The following is a 21,503-nucleotide window of genomic DNA, read 5'->3' on the forward strand; positions in this document are numbered from 1 at the left end:
GAGACTCAGGCCGAGAAGTCGCGGTCCCCGGTGAAGAACCCGAGGGCGTAGTCGTCCGTCTCGAACTTCACGTTGGTCCCTTTCGGGAAGAACAGGATGGACCCGGCATCGGCCACGAGCCGTTCCCCCGTGGACAGGTCCGTCAGCCTGAACTGTCCGGTGACCACGAACTTCATCTCGTCATAGGTGTACTCGTAGACCAGCGGCTCGCCGGCCTTGAGCTCGAAGAATCCGCTGCACATCTGCGAGCCCTCCGGGTTGGCGTAGGCATCCCCGATGAAGGCGTTCACGCCCGGTTCGTTCATGGATGGAATGATCTGCTGGGCACCTTCGACCTTGTGGATGGCCCCTGCGCGGGTCATGCTGCCGAGTAGCTGCTGTTCCATGGTTACTCCTAAGAGATTAAGTTTCCTTGTGTTCAACAACCTAGTTCCCCGTACTGCGGGGTGATTTCAGCCGCGTAAATCGCGGGCAACGTGGCCCGGGCGCGGAAGGAATGTCCTCGTCAGACCGTGACCTGAGCGACGGCGGCCGGCCCCTTCTCCCCCGTCCGGAGCCTCTCGACGTGGGCGAGTGCGGTGACCCAGAGCTTGCCGTCACCGATCTCCCCAGTGCGCGCGGCGGATCGGATGGCGTCCAAGGCGGACTCGAGCTGCTCCGCGTCAACCACGAGTTCGACCTTGATCTTGGGCAGAAAGTCCACCCGGTAAGCCGTGCCGCGGTAGTACTCGGTACTGCCGCCCTGAGCCCCGTGTCCGGCGACCTCGGTGACGGTCAGTCCGGTCAGGCCGAACTCGGCCAGGGACTCCTTGACATCGCCGAGCTTGGCCGGCTGGATGATGGCGGTGATCAGGTTCATGGTCGAGTGCCTTTCGGATCGGGGCTGGGCCGGTCAGTTGCGGCTGAGGTGGTAGGCGGATTCTGCGTGCAGTGACGTGTCCAGTCCGGCGAACTCGATCTCCTCGTCCACGCGCAGTCCGATCACCTTGTCCATGGCCTTGGCGATCACGAAGGTGACCACGAAGGAGTAGAGGCAGGTGGCGACGATGGCGACGAGTTCGCGCCACAGGATGTCCCAGTCGCCGCCGAACAGCACGCCGGTGATACCGGCCGGGGCGGCCGCCGCACCGAAGAGCACCACGCACAGGGTGCCGACGATCCCGCCCATGCCGTGCACCATGAAGGCGTCCAGGGGTTCGTCGATCTTCAGCTTGGGCAGCAGGGTCATGAGCCAGCTGACCGCCGCGCCGGTGAACAGGCCGACCAGGAGGGCGCCGATCGGGCTGACGGCGTCCGCGGAGGGGGTGATGCCGACCAGGCCGGCCACCAGGCCGGTGATCATGCCCAGGGTGGTGGTTCGCCCCTCGCGGAACTTCTCCACGATGACGAAGCCGAGCATGCCGGTGCAGCCGGCCAGCAGGGTGGCGAGGACCACATATTCGGCCAGGAAACTCGCGCCGCCGGCGGTGCCGCCATTGAACCCGATCCAGCCGACCCACAGCAGGCCTGCGCCCAGGACGGCCAGGGGCAGGTTGTGCGGCCGGCCGGGGAAGGCCTTGCGCTTGCCGAGGACCAGGGCCAGGGCCAGGGCGGCCATCCCCGCGTTCATATGGACGGCAGTGCCGCCGGCGAAGTCGTGCAGCTGGACCACGTTGCGCAGCCAGCCACCGGTGACGCCGGCCTCCTCGTCGTCGAAGGCGAAGACCCAGTGGGCGATGGGGCTGTAGACCAGCAGCAGCCAGAGGGCCGCGAAGCCCAGCCAGGCACCGAACTTCATGCGCCCCGCCGCACCGGAGGCGACGATGGCGATGGAGATGCCCGCGAAGAGGACGTAGAACGCGCCCCAGAAGGTGGAGCCGGAGCCGTCGTCCGTCATGAGCGATTCGAAGCCGAGCATTTCGACGGGGTTGCCGATGAACCCGCCGATCGAGTCGCCGAGGACCAGCCCGTGGCCGATGACCACGTAGAAGACGGCGGTGACGGCCAGGGCGCCCATGACCATCATGATCATGTTGAGGGTGTGACGCGATCCGAGCATCCCGCCGTAGAACAGGGCGAGGCCGGGGAACATCAACAGGACGAGGGCAAAGGCTGCGAGGAGCCAGGCGAGATCGGTTGCTTCCACTGGTGCGACCTTCCATCGAGGTGACTGTGATTCAACAGTTTGCCCCGCAGGAAACCCGCCGTGGTTACCCTGCCGTTAACTCTGTGTTGCGCCTCCAGACGGCCAGACCCAGGGTTCCCAGCGCGGCGGAGAACTCCAGCCCGGACGCCCGCCGACCGTCTTGGGGGGACGGATGGTAGGCCGCCACGACGCCGGCCGGCAGCACGAGCACGGAGGCGCAGCCGGGTGCCCCGGCCTCGCCGTCCGCTCCGCCTGCCCCGGCAGTGGGAAGCAGTTCCCCACCGGCGATGGTCTGATGCGGCACGGTGCGGGGACCGAAGCCCGGCAGCCCGCCGGCCAGGCCGGCCGGCTCCACGGTCCGCCGCATCCAGCCCAGCATCCGCTCGGACCGGGCCACGGGACCGGACAGCAGGGCGCACAGGTCCGCGGGGTTGGTCTGCCCGAGCATCCCCTCGCCCCAGCTCACCGCATTCGACGAACCCGCGCCACCGTCCGACTCGACCCCGGTGAACACGGTCGCGCCCCGTCCGAGGTCGGCCGCCACGGCGCGGGCCTCGGCGAGCACCACCACTCCCCGGGCGGCCAGCAGCTCCAGCAGGGCGAGCACGCAGGCACCGTCGCCGGTGCCGAGGATCAGCCCCATGGCGTCCTCCACGCTCAGTCGCAGGTCGCCCGACATCAGGCGGAGGGTGCCCGTTCGGGCGGCGTGGCGGTGCCGGTCGGTCACCGTGAGCGTCGTGCCCGGCAGCCCGGGGTCCCGCCCGGCCACGGCGTCCACCACGCAGGCCAGCCACAGTTTGCCGGTACCGGCCAGCGGATGGGGCGGGCCGGCGTCGTGCTCCAGGTACCGGCCGTCCGCGAACCGGACGGCGAAGCGCAACTGCGGGTACGCCGCCGGGATGTCACCGAGGGGCAGGGCACGCACGGCTGGCAGCCAGCTCACGCAATGACCACGGGCATAGCCCAGTCCTCGATCGCGCGGCCGATCTCGGCGAAGGCCGTGAAGACGGCGTTGCGGCCCGGCACCCCGTTCGGCAGGGCGGTGGGGATGGTCTCGGCGTAGACGGCGACGGCGGCCAGCGGCGCCCCCTGTGCGTCCAGTGCGAGCCCCACCTGGGACAGCGACCGCAGGCCGCGGCCGTTCTTCTCCGCAAAACTGATACGCGTGGTCGCCGCTCCGAGGCGCGGGGTGTAGATGCCCTTCATGAGACCGATGATCCGGCGGCAGTCGTCGGGGAGGAGCTGGAGTCGGGCGGCGGCGCTGACGGAGGCTGACCCCTCACCGGCGCCGGAGCCGATCAACGCGAGCAGGCGGGCCTGGTCGGCGGCCGTCGTGACGGTGAGCCCGTCGATCGGGTGGTGCCAGGCGAGGCCGCCGGTGCGCGGGAAGACCTCCCGGTGGAGGGTCGATCGCATCCCAGCCCAGGCGCAGTAGTCGTTGACGTACTGCAAGGCCTCCTGTCGCTCGCCCTCCGAGTTACGAGCACGCCCGTCGTCGAGAATCCCCGATGGACCCACCGAGGATCGTGGTCGTAACCCCGTGGCGAGGGCCTCGAAGACCAACTGGGTGCAGATGTTGTCCGAGGTGCACATCATCTGCGTCAGGCAGTCCGCCAGCGTCAGGTCGATCCCGGCGCTGAGGGTGCGCATGATGCCGGCCTGCACGCCGTCGCGGTGCGCCTCGGTGATCGTGTGCCGCTGCTCGAGGTCCAGTCGGCCGGCTCGGGCGAGCGCGAGGGTGGCGCAGAGGATGCTGACCTTGCGCGTGGAGAAGGACGGGACCACCATGTCGGCACCCCGGGTGATGCGGGTGAGGGGGACACCACGGGTGTTCGGACCCGCAGGGGCGTCCGGTCGAGGATGCAACGGCTCCACGGCGTAGTGCAGCGCGAACGGCAGGGTCTCTGCCCGGGCGGTCAGGCGTCGGTGCAACTCGGCGGTGTCCACGGGCCGACCCTACGTCACCTCCGGAGCGAATGACCCGGCTGAGATCCCAATGACACCTCCGGGCCCAGCTGGGCACCTCGGGGACTTAACGCTCGCCGCACGTTTTCGAAACAGAAACGAAACGCGGTGTTCCTACCGTGAGGTGCACGGAATGGAGACCGTCTGCCCTCCAGGGTCAGGCCTCTCCCTCCGTGATCGCACCCATCACTCGAGGAGTCCCCGTGAGCCTGCCGTCCCCCACCTCCCGTTCGCCACGAGACTGGCGGCGGCGCCGACGCCGGATTGCCGCCGTACCAGCCACACTGGCGGTTCTCGCACTGGCTGTCACCGCGTGCGGGGCCCGCGCCGGCGAGACGGCAGCCGGGGGCTCCTCCACCTCGGCGGACTCATCGAGCACCAGCTGCGTGGACACCAGCGGGGACTCCATCAAGGTCGGGTTCATCAACTCTCTCTCCGGCACCATGGCCATCAGCGAGACCACTGTCTTCCAGTCGTTGTCCATGGCCGCCGAGGAGATCAACGAGGACGGCGGCATCCTGGGCAAGCAGATCGAGGTCGTGTCCGAGGACGGGGCCTCCGAGCCGACCATCTTCGCCGAACGCTCTGAGCGGCTGATCCAGCAGGAATGTGTGGCCGCAGTCTTCGGCGGCTGGACCTCCGCCTCCCGCAAGGCCATGCTCCCCGTCTTCGAGGCCAACGATTCCCTGCTGTTCTATCCCGTGCAGTACGAGGGCATGGAGTCCTCGGAGAACATCTTCTACTCGGGGGCCACCACCAACCAGCAGATCATTCCCGCGCTGGATTATCTGGCCGAGGAGCAGGACATCGAGTCCCTTTACCTGGTGGGCAGCGACTATGTCTTCCCTCGGACTGCCAATGCCATCATCAAGGCCTACGCCGAGGAGCACGGCATCGAGATCCTCGGCGAGGACTACACGCCGCTGGGCTCCACCGACTTCACCACTATCGTCAACGGAGTCCAGGCCTCCGGGGCGGACGCCGTGTTCAACACGCTCAACGGCGACTCCAATGTGGCCTTCTTCCGGCAGTACAACAGCGTGGGGCTGGAGGCCGAGACCATGCCGGTGATGTCCGTGTCCATCGCGGAGGAGGAGATCGAGGGCATCGGCGCCGAGAACGTCGAGGGCCAGTTCACGGCCTGGAACTATTACCAGACGCTGGACACCCCGGAGAACGAGGCCTTCGTGGAGCGATTCAAGGAGAATCAGGGAGAGGGTCGCGTGACCTCCGATCCCATGGAGGCCGCCTATACCAGCCTGTATCTGTGGAAGGCGATGGTGGAAGAGGCGGAGTCCTTCGCCACCGACGACGTCCGTGCGGCTGCCGGCGAGGTGGACTTCGAGGCGCCCGAGGGCACCGTCTCCTACGATCCGGACAACCAGCATCTGGTGAAGACCCCGCGGATCGGGCAGGTCACTGAGGACGGCTTGATTGACATCGTGTGGGAGACGGACGAGGCCGTCGAACCGGATCCGTTCCTGGAGGGCTACGACTGGGCCTCCTCCCTGGCCTCCTCGTTGGATACCGGTTCTGACAGCTGAGCCGAGGTAGCCCCCGGCCTGGGCCGGGGGCTACCGGACAGGAGACTCATGGACATCCTCATCTCTCAGCTCGTGGCAGGCGTCAGCATCGGATCCGTCCTGTTGTTGGTCGCGGTAGGGCTCTCGCTCACCTTCGGCCAGATGGGCGTGATCAACATGGCCCATGGCGAGTTCATCATGGTCGGCGCGTACACCACCTACGTGGTCCAGCGGATCCTCGTGGACGCGGGGCTCTCCCTGCTGTTCGCCATTCCTGCGGCGTTCGTGGTGGCCGGCGCGCTCGGCCTGATCATCGAGCAATTCCTCATCCGGCACCTGTACCGCCGTCCTCTGGACACGCTGCTGGCAACCTTCGGGGTGGGTCTGGTCCTGCAGCAGGTGGCCCGCGACGTCTTCGGCGCCCAGGCCGTCGATGTGGCGGTCCCCGGCTGGCTGCAGGGCAACCTGCAGGTGTTCGGGGCTGTGGTGCCCTACTCCAGACTGTTCATCCTGGTGCTGTCCATCGCCGTCGTCGGGGCCGTGGTCCTGTTCATGGCCAAGTCGCCGGCCGGCCGCCAGATCCGTGCCACGGTCCTCAACCGAGACCTGGCCGAGACCAGCGGTATTTCGAGCCGGCGCATGGACCGGATGACGTTCTTCCTCGGCTCGGGACTGGCCGGGGTGGCCGGGGTGGCCGTCACCCTGATCGGCTCGACCGGCCCGACCATCGGCACCAGCTACATCGTGGACGCTTTCCTGGTGGTGGTCGCCGGCGGCATCGGCAAGATCAAGGGTGCGGTCATCGCGGCCTTCACCCTGGGCGTGCTGCAGGCACTCATCGAGTATTCGACCTCCGCCAGCCTGGCGAAGTTCTTCGTCCTGGTCATCGTGGTCGCGTTCCTGCAACTGCGCCCGCAAGGGCTGTTCGCCGTCAAGACAAGGAGCCTGGCATGAGCCTCACCAGCACAGAGCGCGGAGACCCGTCCGCCGCCGGACCGGACGAGGCCCGAGTGGGCGACGCCGGACGGGGCCGTCCGGCGGGTCCGGTAGCGGGGGTGCCCCGCCGGGGGCTCGCCTATGGCGGCATGGCGGTACTCGCCATCGCCCTGATGGTCCTGGTGCCGATGTTCTTCGGCACCTTCCAGGTCAACCAGATCGGCAGGTTCGTGTGCCTGGCCATCGTGGCGGTCGGCATCGGCCTGGCCTGGGGCCGCGGTGGCATGCTCACCATGGGTCAGGGCGCCTTCTTCGGCATCGGGGCCTACGTCATGGCGATGCACATGCTGCTCTCCGACGCCGCCCTGCGGGGCCCGGACGCCCTGCCGTCCTTCATGGTGCTCTCGGGCAACGGGGAGTTGCCGTGGTTCTGGGAGCCGTTCCGCAGCGGGACGGTCACCGTCCTGGCCATCGTGCTGCTGCCTGCCCTGGTGGCGGGCCTGCTGGGCTTCTCGCTGTTCAAGCGCAAGGTCAAGGGTGCCTACTTCGCCATCCTGAACCAGGCCCTCGTCGCCGCAGTCGCGGTGCTGCTGATCGGCCAGCAGGACACCCTGGGCGGGTCCAACGGCCTCAGCGGGTTCCAGTCATTCTTCGGCCTCTCCCTGGCCGATCCGCTCAATCAGCAGTTCATCTACCTGCTGGCCTGTGGGGTGCTCGTGGCCATGGTCGCGCTGGCCTACTGGACGATGCGCAGCCGGTTCGGCGAACTGCTGGTGGCCACCCGGGACGGTGAGGAGCGCGTCCGGTTCCTGGGCTACGATCCCGCGGGCGTCAAGACCATCGCCTACGTGGCCGCCGCCATGATGGCCAGCGTCGGCGGGGCGTTGTTCGTGCCGATCGTCGGGATCATCTCGCCCACCTCGATCGGGGTCGCGCCCTCCATCGCCTTCGTGATCGGCGTGGCCGTCGGCGGACGCGGTTCGCTGTTCGGTCCCGTCCTCGGCGCCCTGGCGGTCGCCTGGGCCGAGTCGTCGCTCGCGCAAGCCTTCCCCTCCGGATGGAGCTACTTCCAAGGGTTGCTCCTCATCCTGGTCATCGTTCTGCTTCCCGGCGGAGTCGCCTCACTCGGCCAACGATTCCGCCGCCACCGGGCCGACTCCGGCAAGGGCTCCACCCCGGATCCCGGAACCGACCCGGCCGAACCAGCGCACGTACCCGCCCCGAAGGGAACCCTGACATGAGTGTCACCGACATCGACAGCAGGCCCACAGCCGTAGCGGATCAGACTCCACTGACCACCCCAGCCGGGAACACCGGATTGGCCGTCCGAGACCTGACCGTCCGCTTCGGGCCCTTCACCGCAGTCGACGGGGTCGACCTCGACTTCGCCCCGGACACGGTCCACTTCCTCATCGGCCCCAACGGCGCCGGCAAGACCACCTGCGTGGACGCCATCACGGGCCTGTCCAAGGCCACGGGCTCCGTCCGGCTCGACGGACAAGAAGTGCTGGGCATCCCCGTCCGGAAGCTTGCCCGCCAGGGAATCGGCCGCACCTTCCAGACCGCCACCCTGTTCGAGAACCTCACCGTCCTGCAGAACCTGGACATCGCCGCCGGCATGCACCGCTCCCGATGGTCGTTGCTCGGTGCCCGCAGCCGGATCGACCCCGCCATCGACGAGGCGCTGGAGGACACGGGGCTCGGACATGTCATCGACCGTCCCGCCGGCATCCTCTCGCACGGGCAGAAGCAGTGGGTCGAGATCGCCATGCTCCTGGTCCAGCGGGCCAAGGTGCTGCTGCTGGACGAGCCGGTGGCCGGCATGAGCCACGACGAACGGCAGGCCACCGGCGAGCTGTTGCACCGGCTCAAGCGGGAACGCACCGTGATCGTGGTGGAGCATGACATGGACTTCATGCGCCAGTTCGCCTCCGAGGTGACCGTCCTGCACCAGGGAAAGGTCCTGTCCGCCGGTTCGGTGGACGCCGTGACTTCGGACCCTCGGGTCCAACAGGTGTACCTGGGAAGCGGGCCGGACGCAGAGGCCGAAGGGAACCAGACAGCATGATGCTCGAGATCGAGAACCTGACCGTCGGCTACGACCGCACCACCGTGCTGCGGGACGTGAGCCTCGGGTGTGCAGAGCACGGTGTCGCCGCCGTCCTGGGGCACAACGGAGCCGGCAAGACCACCCTGCTCAAGGCGGCCATCGGCCTCCTGCGCCCGAGCGCCGGGACCATCCGCCTGGACGGTGAGGACATCACCCGGCACGCTTCCCACCGCCGGGTCCACGCCGGACTGGCCTACGTCCCCCAGGGCCAACGATCGTTCGAGCAGCTCTCCGCCCTGGAGAACCTCCAGGTCGTGGCCGACGGCCAGCCCCGCTCACGGCGCCGCGCAGCCGTCCAGGAGGCGCTGGACCGGTTCCCCGCCCTGCAGGCCGTGCTCGACCGGCAGGCCGGACTGCTCTCCGGTGGCCAGCGCCAACAACTCGCCATCGCCCGGGCCCTCATCACGAAACCGCGGCTGCTGTTGCTGGACGAGCCCACCGAGGGAATCCAGCCCTCCGTGGTCCTGGAGATCGAGCAGGCCGTCGAGTCCCTCGCCGCCGACGGCATGAGCATCCTCCTGGTCGAACAGCACGTCGGTTTCGCCATCCGCGTCGCCCAGAACTACACGGTGCTGGCAGCAGGCCGCGCCACCCACCAAGGCGACGGCGGCCTCGCCGCCCGAGACAGTGTCCGCGAGGCCCTGGCCCTGTGAACCGGGTCCTCCCGTCTACCGCACCAGTCACCGTCCCGGGATGAGAACCGTGCCCCACCGCGCCCGGCGCCGTCGTACGTCGTCGTTCGTCCTCGCGCTGGCCGTCGCCGTGGCCTTGACCTCGTGCTCGACCGGCGGGACCGCCACCACCGCCGAGAGCGGCACGGGACTGCGGCTGGCCGAATCCACCGAGTACACGAGCCTCCATCCTCTCGACCACCCACTGGGCATCACCACCAAGTTCTACGACGGCCTCGTCAATGTGGGGGAGAACGGCGCCCTGGAGCCGGGGCTCGCCGCGCAGATGCCCACCCCGGACGAGGACCTGACCACGTGGACGGTCCAGCTGCGTCAGGACGTCACTTTCTCGGACGGTTCGGACCTCACCGCCGAAGACATCCTTGCCGCCTATGATGCCGTCCGTGATCCTGCGATGGGGTCCTGGATGGCGGCCGACTACGCCATGGTCGATGCTGTCACGGCGCTCGGCGAGCACACGGTCGAGTTCAAGCTGAGCCACTCCTATGCGGGGCTTCCCGCCCGGCTGACCCTCGGGATCCCGGCCTCTCAGGCGCTCGGCGACTCGGTGCTCCACTCCTCGCTGGCCGCCGAGCCGGTCGGCACCGGCCCCTACGTGCTGGAGGACTGGCGCCGCGGGGAGTCAATGGCCCTGGCCTCGCGCGACGACTGGTGGGCCGGGGATCCGGAAGTCGAGCGCATCGATATCGCCTTCGTTCCGGACGAGAACGCCCGCGCCCAGCGCCTGCGCAGCGGCGAGTTCGACGGCGCCCAACTCTCCCCCCGGCTGGCCACGGCCCTGGACGGCGTCAACGACCTGGAACTCGTCACCAACCCCTCGGGGGACTTCCGCGGCATCTCCCTGCCGCAGTCGCTGCCCTTCTTCCAGGACCCGCAGGTCCGGACGGCCGTGAACTTGGCCACCGACCGGCAGGCGATGATCGACGGCATTCTCCAGGGCCACGGCCGGCCGCTGGCCACGCCGATGACCCCGGCCCAGGGAGACTCCTACGAGCGCTCCGCACGGTTCGACCATGACCCGGCCCGTGCCGCCGAGCTTCTGGACGGGGCGGGCTGGACCCTCACCGTGGACGGGGTGCGGGAGAAGGACGGCCGGCAGTTCTCCTTCTCCCTGATGTACTTCGCCGAGGACACGCTGCGCCGGGACCTGGCCCAAGCCTTCGCCTCGGACCTGTCCGAGCTGGGCATCCGGGTTGAGCTGGAGGGCGTCGACCGGCCGCAGGCCGCGGCATCCATGGCGGACAAGGCCTTTGTCCTCGGCGGCGGAGACCTGCCCTATGACGCCGACACCCAGGTCTACCGCCAGGTCAGCTCAGACTTCGCCGAGTACGACCCGGACGACCCCTATTCGAACCCCTCCGGATACGCCGACGAACAGGTCGACCGGCTGCTGGCCGAGGCCCGCGAGGAGGCCGATCCGCAGATCCGCGCCGGTCTCTACCGCGAGCTGCAGACCCGGCTGGTCCAGAACCCTCCCATGGTCTCCCTCATCGCGCTGGAGCACACCTATGTGGCCCAGGGCCTGGACCGCTGGGACGGCCTGGCCCCGGTCGTCGAACCCCACGAGCACGGCGTGGCGTGGGGTCCATGGTGGAACGTCGAGTCCTGGACCCGGCCGTGAGCATGACGCCGGCGCCCGAGCGGGCGGTCGGCCCGCCTCTCGCATCCCCGGGCGCCTCCCAAGGTGCGGTGCGGGCCACGCGGAACCGGCGCGGCAGGCTCGTCGGGGTGCTCGTCGGGCGGCGCCTGGCCTGGACCGTCCCCCTGCTGGCGGTCATCTCCCTCGGCATCTTCGCGCTCGCGGCCCTCTCCCCGGCCGACGCCACGACGGGCTTCCTCGGGGCCCGCGGAGAGTTCACCCCGGCTTCCTCCCGGGATAACGTCGAAGAGCTCCTCGGCCACGGCACCTGGCTGGAATCGTGGCTCGCCTGGGCCGGTTCCACCCTCACCGGGGACCCGGGATGGTCCACGGCCTACCGTGCCCCGGTCGCCGAGATCGTGGCCGCCCGGCTGCCCTGGACCGTCCTGATCATGGCAACAGGCGTGCTGTCCGCCGCGGTGCTCAGCGTTGTGCTGGCCCTGGGGGTGGCCCTGACACCCCACCACCCGGTGTCCCGCACCGTGGTGGGCGGACTGTGGGCGGTCACGGCGCTCCCCTCCTTCCTCGTGTCCCTCGGCCTGATGGCGGTGTTCGCGATCGGCCTCGGCTGGCTGCCGGCGGGCGGGCTGACCAACCCCGGCGCGGACCTCACCGCGGGGCAGGTGGCCACGCACATGGTGCTGCCGACCGCCGCCGTCGCCGTGTCCCAGGTGCCGTGGATGAGCCTGCACCTGCACGAGGCCCTGCGTGCCCAGCTGAACGGACCGGCCGTCGAGGCCGCGCGAGTTCGCGGCCTGTCCGAGCCCACCATCGTGGCCCGTCACGCACTGCCGGCCGCCGCGATCCCCGTGGTGGCCATCGCGGGGACGCGACTGCCCGAGATCGTGGCGGGAGCCGCCGTCGTGGAACTGGTCCTCTCCTGGCCGGGGCTGGGCCAGGCGCTCGTCGAGGCCGCCCTGGCCCAGGACCTGGCCCTGCTGGCCACCGTCGGCGTCCTCCTGACGGCCGCCTCCCTCCTCGGCGGGCTGCTGGCGGATGTGGCCCTCGTGGCCCTGGACCCGAGGACCGACCCCCGTGAACTCTGAGACGCTCCGGACCCACACCACCCTGACCGCCGGAAGACGGGCACCGGAAGCACCCCCACCTGCCCGGCGCCCCCTGCCGTCTCGGCAGTCCCGGCCGTCCCGGCAGTTCCGCCCGTCCCGGGGCGCGCATGACGCCACGCCTGGCCGTGCCGTGCGGATCCTCTGCGCCACAGTGCTGGCGGCCCTGGTGGCCTACGCCGTGCTCGTCCCGATACTCTTCACCGTCGATCCGTTCCTGGTGGACTACAGCACCGGAGCACAGGGGCCGTCGCCGGCCCATCCCTTCGGCACCGACGTCGCCGGCCGGGACCTCTTCAGCCGCTCAGCCGCCGGCCTGCGCGTCTCGCTGATCGCCGCCATCGCCGGCGCGGCAGGTGCCGTGGTGATCGGCACCGCGGCCGGGGCCACGTGCGCGATGGTGGGCGGCCGGTTCGACCGCTGGTGCATGCGCGGAGTGGACGCCCTCAACGCGGTCCCCCACCTGTTGCTGGGGATCGTGGTGGCCTCCTTCTTCCGTGGCTCGCTCCTGGCGATCGTGATGGTCGTCGCGGTCACCCACTGGACCCAGACCGCGCGGCTGGTGCGCTCAGAGATCTTGACCCTACGCGCCCAGGACCATGTCCGCGCCGCCGTCTCCCAGGGGTTCACCCGCCTCCAGCTGGTCCGGCACCTCGGCCTGCCCCGGCTCGGCGGCCAGCTCGGGGTGGCGGCCGGCCTCCTGGTCCCTCACGCCGTCTGGCACGAGTCCACGCTGACCTTCATCGGCCTGGGCCTGCCGCCCCACCAGCCCTCCCTGGGATCACTACTCCAGCTCGGCCAGGAGGCCCTGCTCTCGGGTGCCTGGTGGTCCATCGCCGTCCCCGCCGGCCTGCTGGTCCTCGTGACCGTGTGCCTGGCCGGGCTCTTGCGCTCACCCGCTGGACGTTCATGACCGGCAGACAGGGCGGCTCCATACCCCACGCGCACGGTCAGGCGGCCGTCAGCGTCCGTGGGCTCACGGTGGACCTCGGAGCGGGGCCGGTCCTCCACGGGGTGGACCTCGACATCGTCCCCGGCGAGCTGCACGTGCTCTTCGGTCCCAGCGGGGCGGGCAAGTCGACCGTCGTCGCAGCCCTGTCCGGAACCCTCCGCAGCGGCGCCTCCGTCGATGGCGACGCCCGGCTGCTCACCGGGCAGCAGGAGATCGATCTGCTCACCCTCCCGGCGCGGGCATTCCGGCGGCGGGTTTCCGGCCGGTTGATCGGCACCTCCCGCCAGGGGTCCGGCGGCGCTTTCACCCCGACCATGACCGTGCTGGCCCAGCTTCGCCAAGCCCAGCACGCCCAGCACGGTCCACGGGGCTCCGTCTCCGGTTTCGGCTTCGCCCACCCGCACCAATCCGGGCCCCCGTCCGGGCACCTCGACGATCTGGCGGCCGCCGCCGGGCTCGACCCCGCGACGCTCGGCAACCACCCGCACCGGTTCTCGGGCGGACAACTGGGCCGGCTGAGCCTGCTCGCCGCCATGGTCAACCACCCACCGGTGTTGCTGGCCGACGAACCGACCACCGGTCTTGACCGGGAGACCGCCGACACGGTGGGAGCCCTGCTGTCCGGATTCGCACGCGCCGGGCACGCCGTCCTGGTCGTGTCCCATGATGCCGATTTCGCCCGCCGCTGGGCCGGGCGGGTCACCCGGATCGCCGCAGGCCGCGTCGCGGACAGCGGCCCACCGGGCGGGGTCCTCGGGCCGGCACCGCGGATCCGCCCGCGGACCGGGGGCCCGGCACCGGGCCCGGTCCGCCTTGCGGCCCGGGCGGTGACGGTCCGCCATGGCTCGCGGGAGATCCTCGCCCCCACCGACCTGTCCATCCGCGCCGGTGAGGTGGTCGGGCTGACCGGACCGTCCGGCGTCGGGAAATCCTCCCTGGCCTCCGTGCTGGCGCTGCTCGATGAACCGGACGGGGGCCAGGTGGAGGTGGACGGCGAGGCCGTCCGAGGCGCCGGGCTGTCCCTGCCTCCGGGGCTCCGCCGGCGCTGCGGGTGGATCTCCCAGCATCCGCAGCAGGCCGTCTCCGCCCGGCACCGGCTGTGCGAGAGCCTCACGCTGCCGGCCCGGCTGGCCGGGATCGACGTGGAACCGACCCCCCTGCTGCACTCCCTCGGCCTGGACCCGGCCATCCTGGACCGGCGTCCGCACCAGGTCTCCGGCGGCCAGCTCCAGCGCATCTGCGTGGCCCGCGCCCTGGCCCTCCGGCCGCAGTCCGTCATCGCCGACGAGCCCATATCCATGCTGGACGGGGAGTCCGCCGCGCTCATCCTGCGCACGCTCCGCACCGCTGCGGACGAGGGTTCGGGCGTACTGCTGGTGGGACACTCGCTCGAGGCCATGGCCGGGGTCTGCGACCGGGTCCTGCACCTGAGCCCCGGTCAGCACGGCGCCGTGCTGACCAATACCGCGGACCCATCCTGGCTGGCCCCGGAGTCATAGCGCCTCGGTGCCCCAACGGCGGCGCCCTCGAGATCGTCACGGGGGCGGGGCCGCGCCCCCGAAGATCGCGTTGGCGATGTTGAAGCTCACCGGGCCGTCCCGAAACGCCCAGGAAATATGCGCGCCCTAGCCTGACCTCATGAGATTGACCGAACGCGAGCAGGAGAAGCTCATGATCGTGGTGGCCGCGGATCTGTCCCGGCGGCGCCAGTCTCGCGGGTTGAAGCTGAACTACCCGGAAGCCGTTGCCGTACTCACGTACGAACTGCTCGAAGGTGCACGCGACGGCCGGTCCGTCGCCGAGCTAATGTCCTACGGCTCGACCATCCTCAGCCGGGACGACGTGATGGAGGGCGTGGCCGAGATGGTCCACGACGTCCAGGTCGAGGCCACTTTTCCGGACGGCACCAAACTGGTCACCGTCCACGACCCGATCAGGGAGCGCGCATGATCCCCGGTGAATACCTGCTGTCCGAGGAGCCAATCACCCTCAACGCGGGGTGGGACGCTGTGGAGATCTCCGTCCTGAACACCGGTGACCGGCCCGTGCAGATTGGCTCTCACTTCCACTTCGCTGAGGTCAATGCGGCCCTACGGTTCGACCGCGAGGCAGCCCACGGCCACCGACTCGACATCCCCGCTGGCACCGCAGCCCGCTTCGAGCCCGGCGACGCCCGGACCGTCCACCTCATCCCCCTGGGCGGGCGGCGCGAAGTCCACGGCCTGCGCGGCCTGGTCAACGGCCCTCTCGACGGCCCAGCCACCACAGCGGACGGTGAGACGGCGTGAGCCAGAGTATCTCCCGGCGCCAGTACGCGGACCTCTACGGGCCCACCACCGGTGACAGGATCCGGCTGGCGGATTCCTCGTTGTTCCTGGAGATCGAACGTGATCTCACGGTCTACGGCGAGGAGGTCGTCTTCGGCGGGGGCAAGGTCATCCGGGAGGGCATGGGCCTTAACGGCCGGGCGACCCGGGACGAGGGCGTGCCGGACACCGTGATCACCAACGCCGTGATCGTGGACCACACCGGCGTCTACAAGGCGGACATCGCACTGCGGGACGGCCACATCCAGGCCATCGGCAAAGCCGGCAACCCGGACATCCAGGATGGCGTGGACATCACCATCGGCCCGGCCACGGAGATCATCGCAGGCGAGCGCAAGATCGTCACCGCCGGGGGGATCGACACCCATATCCATTTCATCTCCCCGGACCAGATCCCCACCGCGCTGGCCAGTGGCATCACCACCATGATTGGTGGCGGCACCGGCCCGGCGGAGGGGACCAAGGCCACCACGGTCACCCCGGGCCCGTGGCACCTGCACCGCATGCTCGAGGCCGCCGAGGGATTCCCCATGAACCTGGGGTTCCTCGGAAAGGGACACGCCAGCGCCGCCGAGCCCCTGGCCGAGCAGATCCGGGCCGGTGCCATCGGGCTGAAGATCCACGAGGACTGGGGCGCGACCCATGCCTCGATCGACACCTCGCTGGCCGTGGCCGACGAGTACGACGTGCAGGTGGCCATCCATACCGACACGCTGAACGAGTGCGGATTCCTGGAGGACACGGTCGCGGCGATCGGCGGCCGGGTCATCCACACGTTCCACACCGAGGGCGCCGGCGGCGGGCACGCCCCGGACATCATGGCGATCGCGGGACACCCCAACGTCCTGCCGGCCTCCACCAACCCCACCATCCCCTTCACCCGCAACACGGCTGAGGAACACCTGGACATGCTCATGGTGTGCCACCACCTCAACCCTGACATCCCCGAGGACGTGGCCTTCGCGGACTCTCGGATCCGACCCGAGACCATCGCCGCCGAGGACGTGCTGCATGACCTGGGCGTCTTCTCGATCATGTCCTCCGACTCCCAGGCCATGGGCCGGGTGGGTGAGGTCATTACGCGCACGTGGCAACTGGCCTCAGCCATGAAGGACCGCCGCGGTCCGATCGACGAGGCAGGACCCTTGCGGGAGGCCAATGACAACTTCCGCATCCGGCGCTATGTGGCCAAGTACACGATCAACCCGGCCCGGGCACAGGGCATCGCGGAGGCGGTCGGCTCCGTGGAGGCGGGAAAGTTCGCCGACCTGGTCCTGTGGGATCCGGCCTTCTTCGGGGTCAAACCGGACCTGGTCATCAAGGGCGGGCAGATCGCGCATTCCGTGATGGGAGATCCCAACGCCTCGATACCCACCCCCCAGCCGCAACTGCTGCGCGCCGCCTTCGCGGCCTACGGCGCCGCGGTGTCCGCCTCCTCCATCACCTTCCTGTCCCGAGCCGCCATCGAAGACGGGGTCCCGGAGCGGTTGGGCCTGCGGAAGACCATCCGTGGCGTCTCCGGCTGCCGATCCGTGCGCAAGCAGGACATGGCTCTGAACGACGCGACCCCCGAGATCACGGTGGACCCGCAGACCTACCGGGTTGCCGTGGACGGGCAGGAGGTCACGTGCGAGGCCGTCGAGACGCTGCCGATGGCCCAGCGGTACTTCCTGTTCTGAGCCTGTTCACCCTTCTGGGTCCACCCGGCCGCCGGCCCACCCACAGTCCCCGCCCCCACCTCGACGTCCACCGACCTTCGGAGCCCACATGATCATCGAGAGCGTCCTGTTCAATCTCACTGAGTCCACTCCGGACCAGCGGTCCCGGCTGGAGGGGGTCCACCTCGAATCGGTGCTCCTGACGGGCGCCGCCCTGACGCAGAGGATCCAGCGGCTCACCACGGACCACGGCCGTGACGTCGGCCTGCGGCTGCCCTCCTCCAGTCCGGACCTGCGGAACGGCGATGTCCTGGCGCTGGACGAGGGCGGAGCGATCGTGGTCTCCGTGCTGCCGACCGATGTCCTGGTGATCGCCCCCGCCGATCTCCGCCTGGCCCTCTTCACCGCCCACTCGCTCGGCAATCGTCACCTGCAGGCGCAGTTCCTCGAGAAGGATGAGATCCGGGGACGCCCTGTGATGGTGGTCCAGTACGACCACACCGTGCAGGCATTCTTGGACGCCCATGCCGTGCCCTATGACCGCCGTGAGCTCGTGATGCCCGAGCCTTTCCGCCATGCCGAACACACGCATTGACCCCGGGCATCTGGCCATCCTCCTCCAGCTGGGGGACGGGGCCCTGCCGACCGGCGCGTTCAGCCACTCCTTCGGGCTCGAGTCCTACCTGGCCGCGGGCACGGTGACGGATGAGGCCGGCGTAGAGTCCTGGTTGCGGGGCTATCTCGAGACCCAGTTGTGCACCACCGACGCCCTGGCCATGCGGATGGCGGCCACCGGTGAGATGCCGGTGGCCGAGACGGACGCGCTCCTCGATGCCGCCGTCGTGCCCTCCCAGGTCCACAAGGCCAGTCTGACGATGGGCTCCCAACTGGCCAAACTGGTGCCGTCCGCGCTTCCCGAAGCTGGCCCTGGCCCGTGGCCTCGGCACTACTGCCTCGTCTTCGTGCTGGCCGCCGTGCGATGCGGCGTCCCCCTGGGACTCGCGCTCCATGCCTATCTGGCCGGCGCGGTGTCCTCGCTGGTGCAGAACGCGGTCCGTGCCGTCCCCTTGGGCCAGACGGCGGGGCAACGCATCCTCGGCCGGCTCCGCCCCCTCATCACCGAGAGCGCGGAGTACGCCCTGCACCGGCCCGTGGAGGACTTCGGCTCCACAGCACCCGGCCTGGAGATCGCCCAGATGCGGCACGAACACCTGCGGGCCCGGATGTTCATGAGCTGATCAGGACGCGGCGCACCCATCCCCGCCGCTCTGCCACCGAGCAGACGAGACGACGGACAGACCAGACGACGAAAAAACCGAGGAAAGGTGAGTACCACATCATGAGTGAACCGATCATCATTGGAGTGGGCGGGCCCGTGGGCGCAGGCAAGACGCAACTCGTGGAACGGATCACCCGCGCCATGAGCGCCGAGGTCTCCATGGCCGCCATCACGAATGACATCTACACCATCGAAGACGCCCGCATTCTCGCGGCGAACTCCGTCCTTCCGGAGTCCCGGATTATCGGGGTGGAGACCGGAGGCTGTCCCCACACGGCCATACGGGAGGACACGACCATGAACGAGGCCGCCATCGGCGAACTCACGCAGCGCTTCCCCGACCTCGAGGTGATCTTCGTGGAGTCCGGCGGGGACAACCTCTCGGCGACCTTCAGCCCGGAACTGGCCGACTTCTCGATCTACATCATCGACGTGGCGCAGGGCGAGAAGATCCCCCGCAAAGCCGGCCAGGGCATGATCAAGTCTGACCTGTTCATCATCAACAAGACGGACCTGGCACCCCACGTGGGCGCGGACCTGACGGTGATGGTCTCCGACTCGGCTGCGTTCCGCGGGGAAAGGCCGTTCTGCCTGACGAACCTCAGGACGGACGAGGGGCTGGACGCCGTGCTGGAGTGGATCCGTCGCGACGTCCTGATGTCCGATCTGGTCGGGTGAGGCCGTGCCACCCATCACCCTCGGCCGTCCCGACCGCACGGACCACCCCGCTGGCCTCGCCCCCGCCACGGGCACCCTCCGGCTGCAGGTCGAGCGGGCTCCCTCGGGTCGGAGCGTGGCCGCGGCCCAGTTCCACTCCGGTGCCCTCCGGGTGCTCCGTGCGCACTATCCGGACACTAGCGGCGGGGCCGTCTTCACCATTGTCAATCCCGGCGGCGGATTTCTTGGGGAGGACCGCTACGAGATCGACTACGACGGCGGCCCGGCCTCGAGCGCGCTGGTCACCACACAGTCGGCCACGAAGGTCTACCGGAGCCCGGCGGGCCCGGCACGCCAATTCCAGCGCTTCGACCTTGCACCGGGGGCCAGGCTGGAGTACGTCCCTGACCCGTTGATCGCCTACGAGGGGGCCCAGTACCGGCAGACCACGGAGGTCCGGATGTCCGCCGGGGCTTCATTCCTCACCGCGGAGATCGTCACCCCGGGCTGGGCGGCGAGCGGGGAGCCGTTCCGCTACCACGAGGTGCGGCTGTTCACCCGCCTGTGGTTGGAATCCCAGCTGTTGCTGTGGGACAACCTGGTGATGAGACCTGCCCGCACCGATCCCACGAGCAGAGGGTGGCTCGACAACCGCACGCACCTGTTGTCACTGACTGCCGTCCACCCGGGCATCGGAGCGGACACCGTGGACACAGTTCGCGGGATCATCAGTGACTTTCCAACCCTCCACGCCGGGTGCAGCCTGCTCCGCGGGCCGGGACTGGTGGTCCGGGCCCTCGCTGACTCCAGCGGGGTCCTGGCCCTGCTCGCAGAGGCCATCGGCACCCGGCTGCGGCGCGATCAGACCGGTCAATCTCCCTGGGAGCTGCGAAAGTACTGATCCTCCGTCCGCTGCCCCCTCCCCGCTACACCTTGCCGCCGGGGTTCGGGGCGCCCACGGTCTCCGGGGTCTCGGGCGTGGTGGACGAGGGGCCGCCGTCGGGGCCCCACGGATCGCTGAAGGCCGTCCCACCGCCGTCTCCGCCGGAGCCACCATCAGTCGCCGCCTCGGCCGCCTTCTGACGGCGGTGACGCACGTGCTGCAGGGCGCTGACCACGAGGGCCAGGACCAGCACGGAGTACAGGATCATGGTGACCGGGCTGGAGATCAGCACGGACGCATCCCCCTCGGAGACGGTCAGCGCGCGGCGCAGTTCGGTCTCGGCCAGCGGCCCGAGGACCACGGCGATCAGCACGGGGGCCAGCGGGAACTGGTAGCGCCGCATCACGAAGCCCAGCAGGCCGATCACCAGGAGGACCCAGAGGTCCAGGGTCGAGGAGCTGATGGCGTACACGCCCAGCATGGATAGCACCGTGATGCCGGCGTAGAGGTAGTGGCGCGGGATCAGCAGCAGCTTGGCCCACACCACCGCGAACTGCATGTTCAGGATGACCAGGACCACCAGGCCGATGAACAGCGAGGCCAGCAGCGTCCAGACCAGTTCACCGCTGCGCTCGAAGAGCAGGGGGCCGGGCTGCATGCCGTACTGCTGGAAGGCGGCCAGCATGATCGCCGCGGTGGCGGAGGTGGGCAGCCCGAGGGCGAGCAGTGCACCCATGGCCGTACCGGCGGTCGCGTTGCCAGCCGCCTCGGGGGCGGCCACACCGCGGATGGAGCCGGTCGAACCGAATTCCTTGTCCCCGCGGCGCTTGGCCAGCCGCTTCTCGGTGCCGTAGGCCAGGAACGTCGGGACCTCGGCCCCGCCGGCGGGGATGATGCCGAAGGGCACGCCGAAGGCCGTTCCGCGCAGCCAGGCCGGCAGGGCCTTGCGGACATCCGAGCGTTCCAGCCGGGCCCGGCCGTTGGTGCCGATCCGCTCCATGCCGGGATCCCGGTGGATGCGGCCGGCGATGTGCAGCACCTCGCCGAGGGCCAGCAGGCCCACGGTGATGACCACGATGGAGATGCCGTCGAACAGCTGCGGCAGGCCCAGGGTGTACCGGACGGTGCCGGAGGGCCCGTCCACGCCCACCATGGCCAGGACCAGGCCGATGCCAAGGGCGCCCAGGCCCTTCACCACGGACTCGGAGACCACGGAGGAGATCGCCAGGAAGGCGAACACGGCCAGCGCGAAGTACTCGGCCGGACCGAAGGCGGTGGCCATCTTGACCAGGAGGGGGGCGAAGAACACCACCAGGGTGGTGGCGATCAGGCCGCCCACGAAGGCGCCGACGGCGGCCGTCGCCAGCGCCTTGGCGGCCCGGCCGTCCTTGGCCATCCGGTGGCCCTCGAACGAGCCGGCGATCGCGGCGGAGTTGCCGGGGGTGTTCAGCAGGATCCCGGCGGTGGAGTCACCGAAGAGGCCACCGAAGTAGACACCGGCGAACATGATGAACGCGGCGGTCGGGTCCAGCGTGAAGGTGATGGGCAGCAGCAGGGCCACGGCCATCGACGAGCCCAGACCGGGCAGCACGCCCACGGCGGTGCCCAGCAGGGCACCGATGAGGACCCACAGCAGGTTGATCGGGGTGAGGGCAGCGCCGAAGCCCTCGAACAGGAGGTTCAACTGGTCCAT

At 69.6% G+C, this 21,503-nt stretch carries 22 protein-coding genes; 16 read left to right on the forward strand and 6 right to left on the reverse strand.

Annotated elements, in window-relative coordinates:
* Nucleotides 1-5: 5 nt before the first annotated feature.
* From C8E99_RS09945 to C8E99_RS09965, 5 genes are all read right to left on the reverse strand, one after another.
* Nucleotides 6-386 carry a cupin domain-containing protein gene (locus C8E99_RS09945; protein WP_115932156.1) on the reverse strand — a complete coding sequence of 127 codons (381 nt, stop codon included), beginning with the start codon at nucleotides 384-386 and terminating at the stop codon, nucleotides 6-8.
* Nucleotides 387-505: 119 nt separating this feature from the next.
* A complete protein-coding gene (locus C8E99_RS09950; RefSeq protein ID WP_115932157.1) occupies nucleotides 506-859 on the reverse strand; it encodes a P-II family nitrogen regulator in 354 nt (117 codons plus the stop codon).
* Between the two features lie 33 nt (nucleotides 860-892).
* Nucleotides 893-2,125 carry an ammonium transporter gene (locus C8E99_RS09955; RefSeq protein WP_115932158.1) on the reverse strand — a complete coding sequence of 411 codons (1,233 nt, stop codon included), beginning with the start codon at nucleotides 2,123-2,125 and terminating at the stop codon, nucleotides 893-895.
* Between the two features lie 64 nt (nucleotides 2,126-2,189).
* A complete protein-coding gene (locus tag C8E99_RS09960; RefSeq protein ID WP_170144576.1) occupies nucleotides 2,190-3,068 on the reverse strand; it encodes a serine hydrolase in 879 nt (292 codons plus the stop codon).
* Nucleotides 3,065-4,072, reverse strand: coding sequence for a serine hydrolase (locus C8E99_RS09965; RefSeq protein WP_115932160.1), 1,008 nt, complete (start codon nucleotides 4,070-4,072; stop codon nucleotides 3,065-3,067). Before C8E99_RS09965 ends, C8E99_RS09960 begins: the two co-directional genes overlap by 4 nt.
* A gap of 221 nt (nucleotides 4,073-4,293) precedes the next feature.
* On the opposite strand from C8E99_RS09965, the gene urtA reads away from it, so the two are divergent.
* The 16 genes from urtA (at nucleotide 4,294) to C8E99_RS10045 (ending at nucleotide 19,828) form a co-directional block, all read left to right on the forward strand.
* On the forward strand, nucleotides 4,294-5,634 hold the full coding sequence (gene urtA, locus C8E99_RS09970; RefSeq protein ID WP_245952247.1) for an urea ABC transporter substrate-binding protein: 1,341 nt from the start codon (nucleotides 4,294-4,296) through the stop codon (nucleotides 5,632-5,634).
* A gap of 48 nt (nucleotides 5,635-5,682) precedes the next feature.
* Nucleotides 5,683-6,567, forward strand: a complete 885-nt coding sequence (gene urtB, locus C8E99_RS09975; RefSeq protein ID WP_115932161.1) for an urea ABC transporter permease subunit UrtB — start codon at nucleotides 5,683-5,685, stop codon at nucleotides 6,565-6,567.
* Complete coding sequence (urtC, locus tag C8E99_RS09980) at nucleotides 6,564-7,790, forward strand: urea ABC transporter permease subunit UrtC (RefSeq protein WP_170144577.1); 1,227 nt, start codon at nucleotides 6,564-6,566, stop codon at nucleotides 7,788-7,790. The genes urtB and urtC overlap by 4 nt, the downstream gene beginning before the upstream one ends.
* Nucleotides 7,787-8,617, forward strand: coding sequence for an urea ABC transporter ATP-binding protein UrtD (gene urtD, locus C8E99_RS09985; protein ID WP_115932162.1), 831 nt, complete (start codon nucleotides 7,787-7,789; stop codon nucleotides 8,615-8,617). The genes urtC and urtD overlap by 4 nt, the downstream gene beginning before the upstream one ends.
* Nucleotides 8,614-9,312, forward strand: a complete 699-nt coding sequence (gene urtE / locus C8E99_RS09990) for an urea ABC transporter ATP-binding subunit UrtE (protein ID WP_245952248.1) — start codon at nucleotides 8,614-8,616, stop codon at nucleotides 9,310-9,312. Before urtD ends, urtE begins: the two co-directional genes overlap by 4 nt.
* A 40-nt stretch (nucleotides 9,313-9,352) precedes the next feature.
* Nucleotides 9,353-10,972 (forward strand): ABC transporter substrate-binding protein, encoded by a 1,620-nt coding sequence (locus C8E99_RS09995; RefSeq protein WP_115932163.1) that lies wholly within the window; start codon nucleotides 9,353-9,355, stop codon nucleotides 10,970-10,972.
* Between the two features lie 2 nt (nucleotides 10,973-10,974).
* Nucleotides 10,975-12,036 carry an ABC transporter permease gene (locus tag C8E99_RS10000; RefSeq protein ID WP_245952469.1) on the forward strand — a complete coding sequence of 354 codons (1,062 nt, stop codon included), beginning with the start codon at nucleotides 10,975-10,977 and terminating at the stop codon, nucleotides 12,034-12,036.
* A complete protein-coding gene (locus C8E99_RS10005) occupies nucleotides 12,026-12,967 on the forward strand; it encodes an ABC transporter permease (RefSeq protein WP_245952249.1) in 942 nt (313 codons plus the stop codon). The genes C8E99_RS10000 and C8E99_RS10005 overlap by 11 nt, the downstream gene beginning before the upstream one ends.
* Entirely contained in the window at nucleotides 12,964-14,505 is a 1,542-nt protein-coding gene (locus C8E99_RS10010; protein ID WP_115932164.1) for an ABC transporter ATP-binding protein, read from the forward strand. The genes C8E99_RS10005 and C8E99_RS10010 overlap by 4 nt, the downstream gene beginning before the upstream one ends.
* Nucleotides 14,506-14,644: 139 nt before the next feature.
* Nucleotides 14,645-14,956 (forward strand): urease subunit gamma, encoded by a 312-nt coding sequence (locus tag C8E99_RS10015; RefSeq protein ID WP_115932165.1) that lies wholly within the window; start codon nucleotides 14,645-14,647, stop codon nucleotides 14,954-14,956.
* Nucleotides 14,953-15,294, forward strand: a complete 342-nt coding sequence (locus C8E99_RS10020; RefSeq protein WP_115932166.1) for an urease subunit beta — start codon at nucleotides 14,953-14,955, stop codon at nucleotides 15,292-15,294. Before C8E99_RS10015 ends, C8E99_RS10020 begins: the two co-directional genes overlap by 4 nt.
* Nucleotides 15,291-17,012 (forward strand): urease subunit alpha, encoded by a 1,722-nt coding sequence (gene ureC, locus C8E99_RS10025; RefSeq protein WP_115932167.1) that lies wholly within the window; start codon nucleotides 15,291-15,293, stop codon nucleotides 17,010-17,012. Before C8E99_RS10020 ends, ureC begins: the two co-directional genes overlap by 4 nt.
* An 88-nt stretch (nucleotides 17,013-17,100) precedes the next feature.
* Nucleotides 17,101-17,586, forward strand: coding sequence for an urease accessory protein UreE (ureE, locus tag C8E99_RS10030; RefSeq protein ID WP_115932168.1), 486 nt, complete (start codon nucleotides 17,101-17,103; stop codon nucleotides 17,584-17,586).
* Nucleotides 17,567-18,229 (forward strand): urease accessory protein UreF, encoded by a 663-nt coding sequence (locus tag C8E99_RS10035; protein ID WP_115932169.1) that lies wholly within the window; start codon nucleotides 17,567-17,569, stop codon nucleotides 18,227-18,229. The genes ureE and C8E99_RS10035 overlap by 20 nt, the downstream gene beginning before the upstream one ends.
* A 101-nt stretch (nucleotides 18,230-18,330) precedes the next feature.
* Nucleotides 18,331-18,948, forward strand: a complete 618-nt coding sequence (gene ureG / locus C8E99_RS10040; RefSeq protein ID WP_115932170.1) for an urease accessory protein UreG — start codon at nucleotides 18,331-18,333, stop codon at nucleotides 18,946-18,948.
* A 4-nt stretch (nucleotides 18,949-18,952) separates the two neighbouring features.
* Nucleotides 18,953-19,828 carry an urease accessory protein UreD gene (locus C8E99_RS10045; protein WP_170144578.1) on the forward strand — a complete coding sequence of 292 codons (876 nt, stop codon included), beginning with the start codon at nucleotides 18,953-18,955 and terminating at the stop codon, nucleotides 19,826-19,828.
* A gap of 25 nt (nucleotides 19,829-19,853) precedes the next feature.
* Here the strand turns inward: C8E99_RS10045 and C8E99_RS10050 are convergent, their stop codons facing one another.
* A complete protein-coding gene (locus C8E99_RS10050; protein WP_115932172.1) occupies nucleotides 19,854-21,503 on the reverse strand; it encodes a tripartite tricarboxylate transporter permease in 1,650 nt (549 codons plus the stop codon).

The sequence above is a fragment of the Citricoccus muralis genome (assembly GCF_003386075.1).
In the GTDB taxonomy this organism is placed as follows: Bacteria; Actinomycetota; Actinomycetes; order Actinomycetales; family Micrococcaceae; genus Citricoccus; species Citricoccus muralis.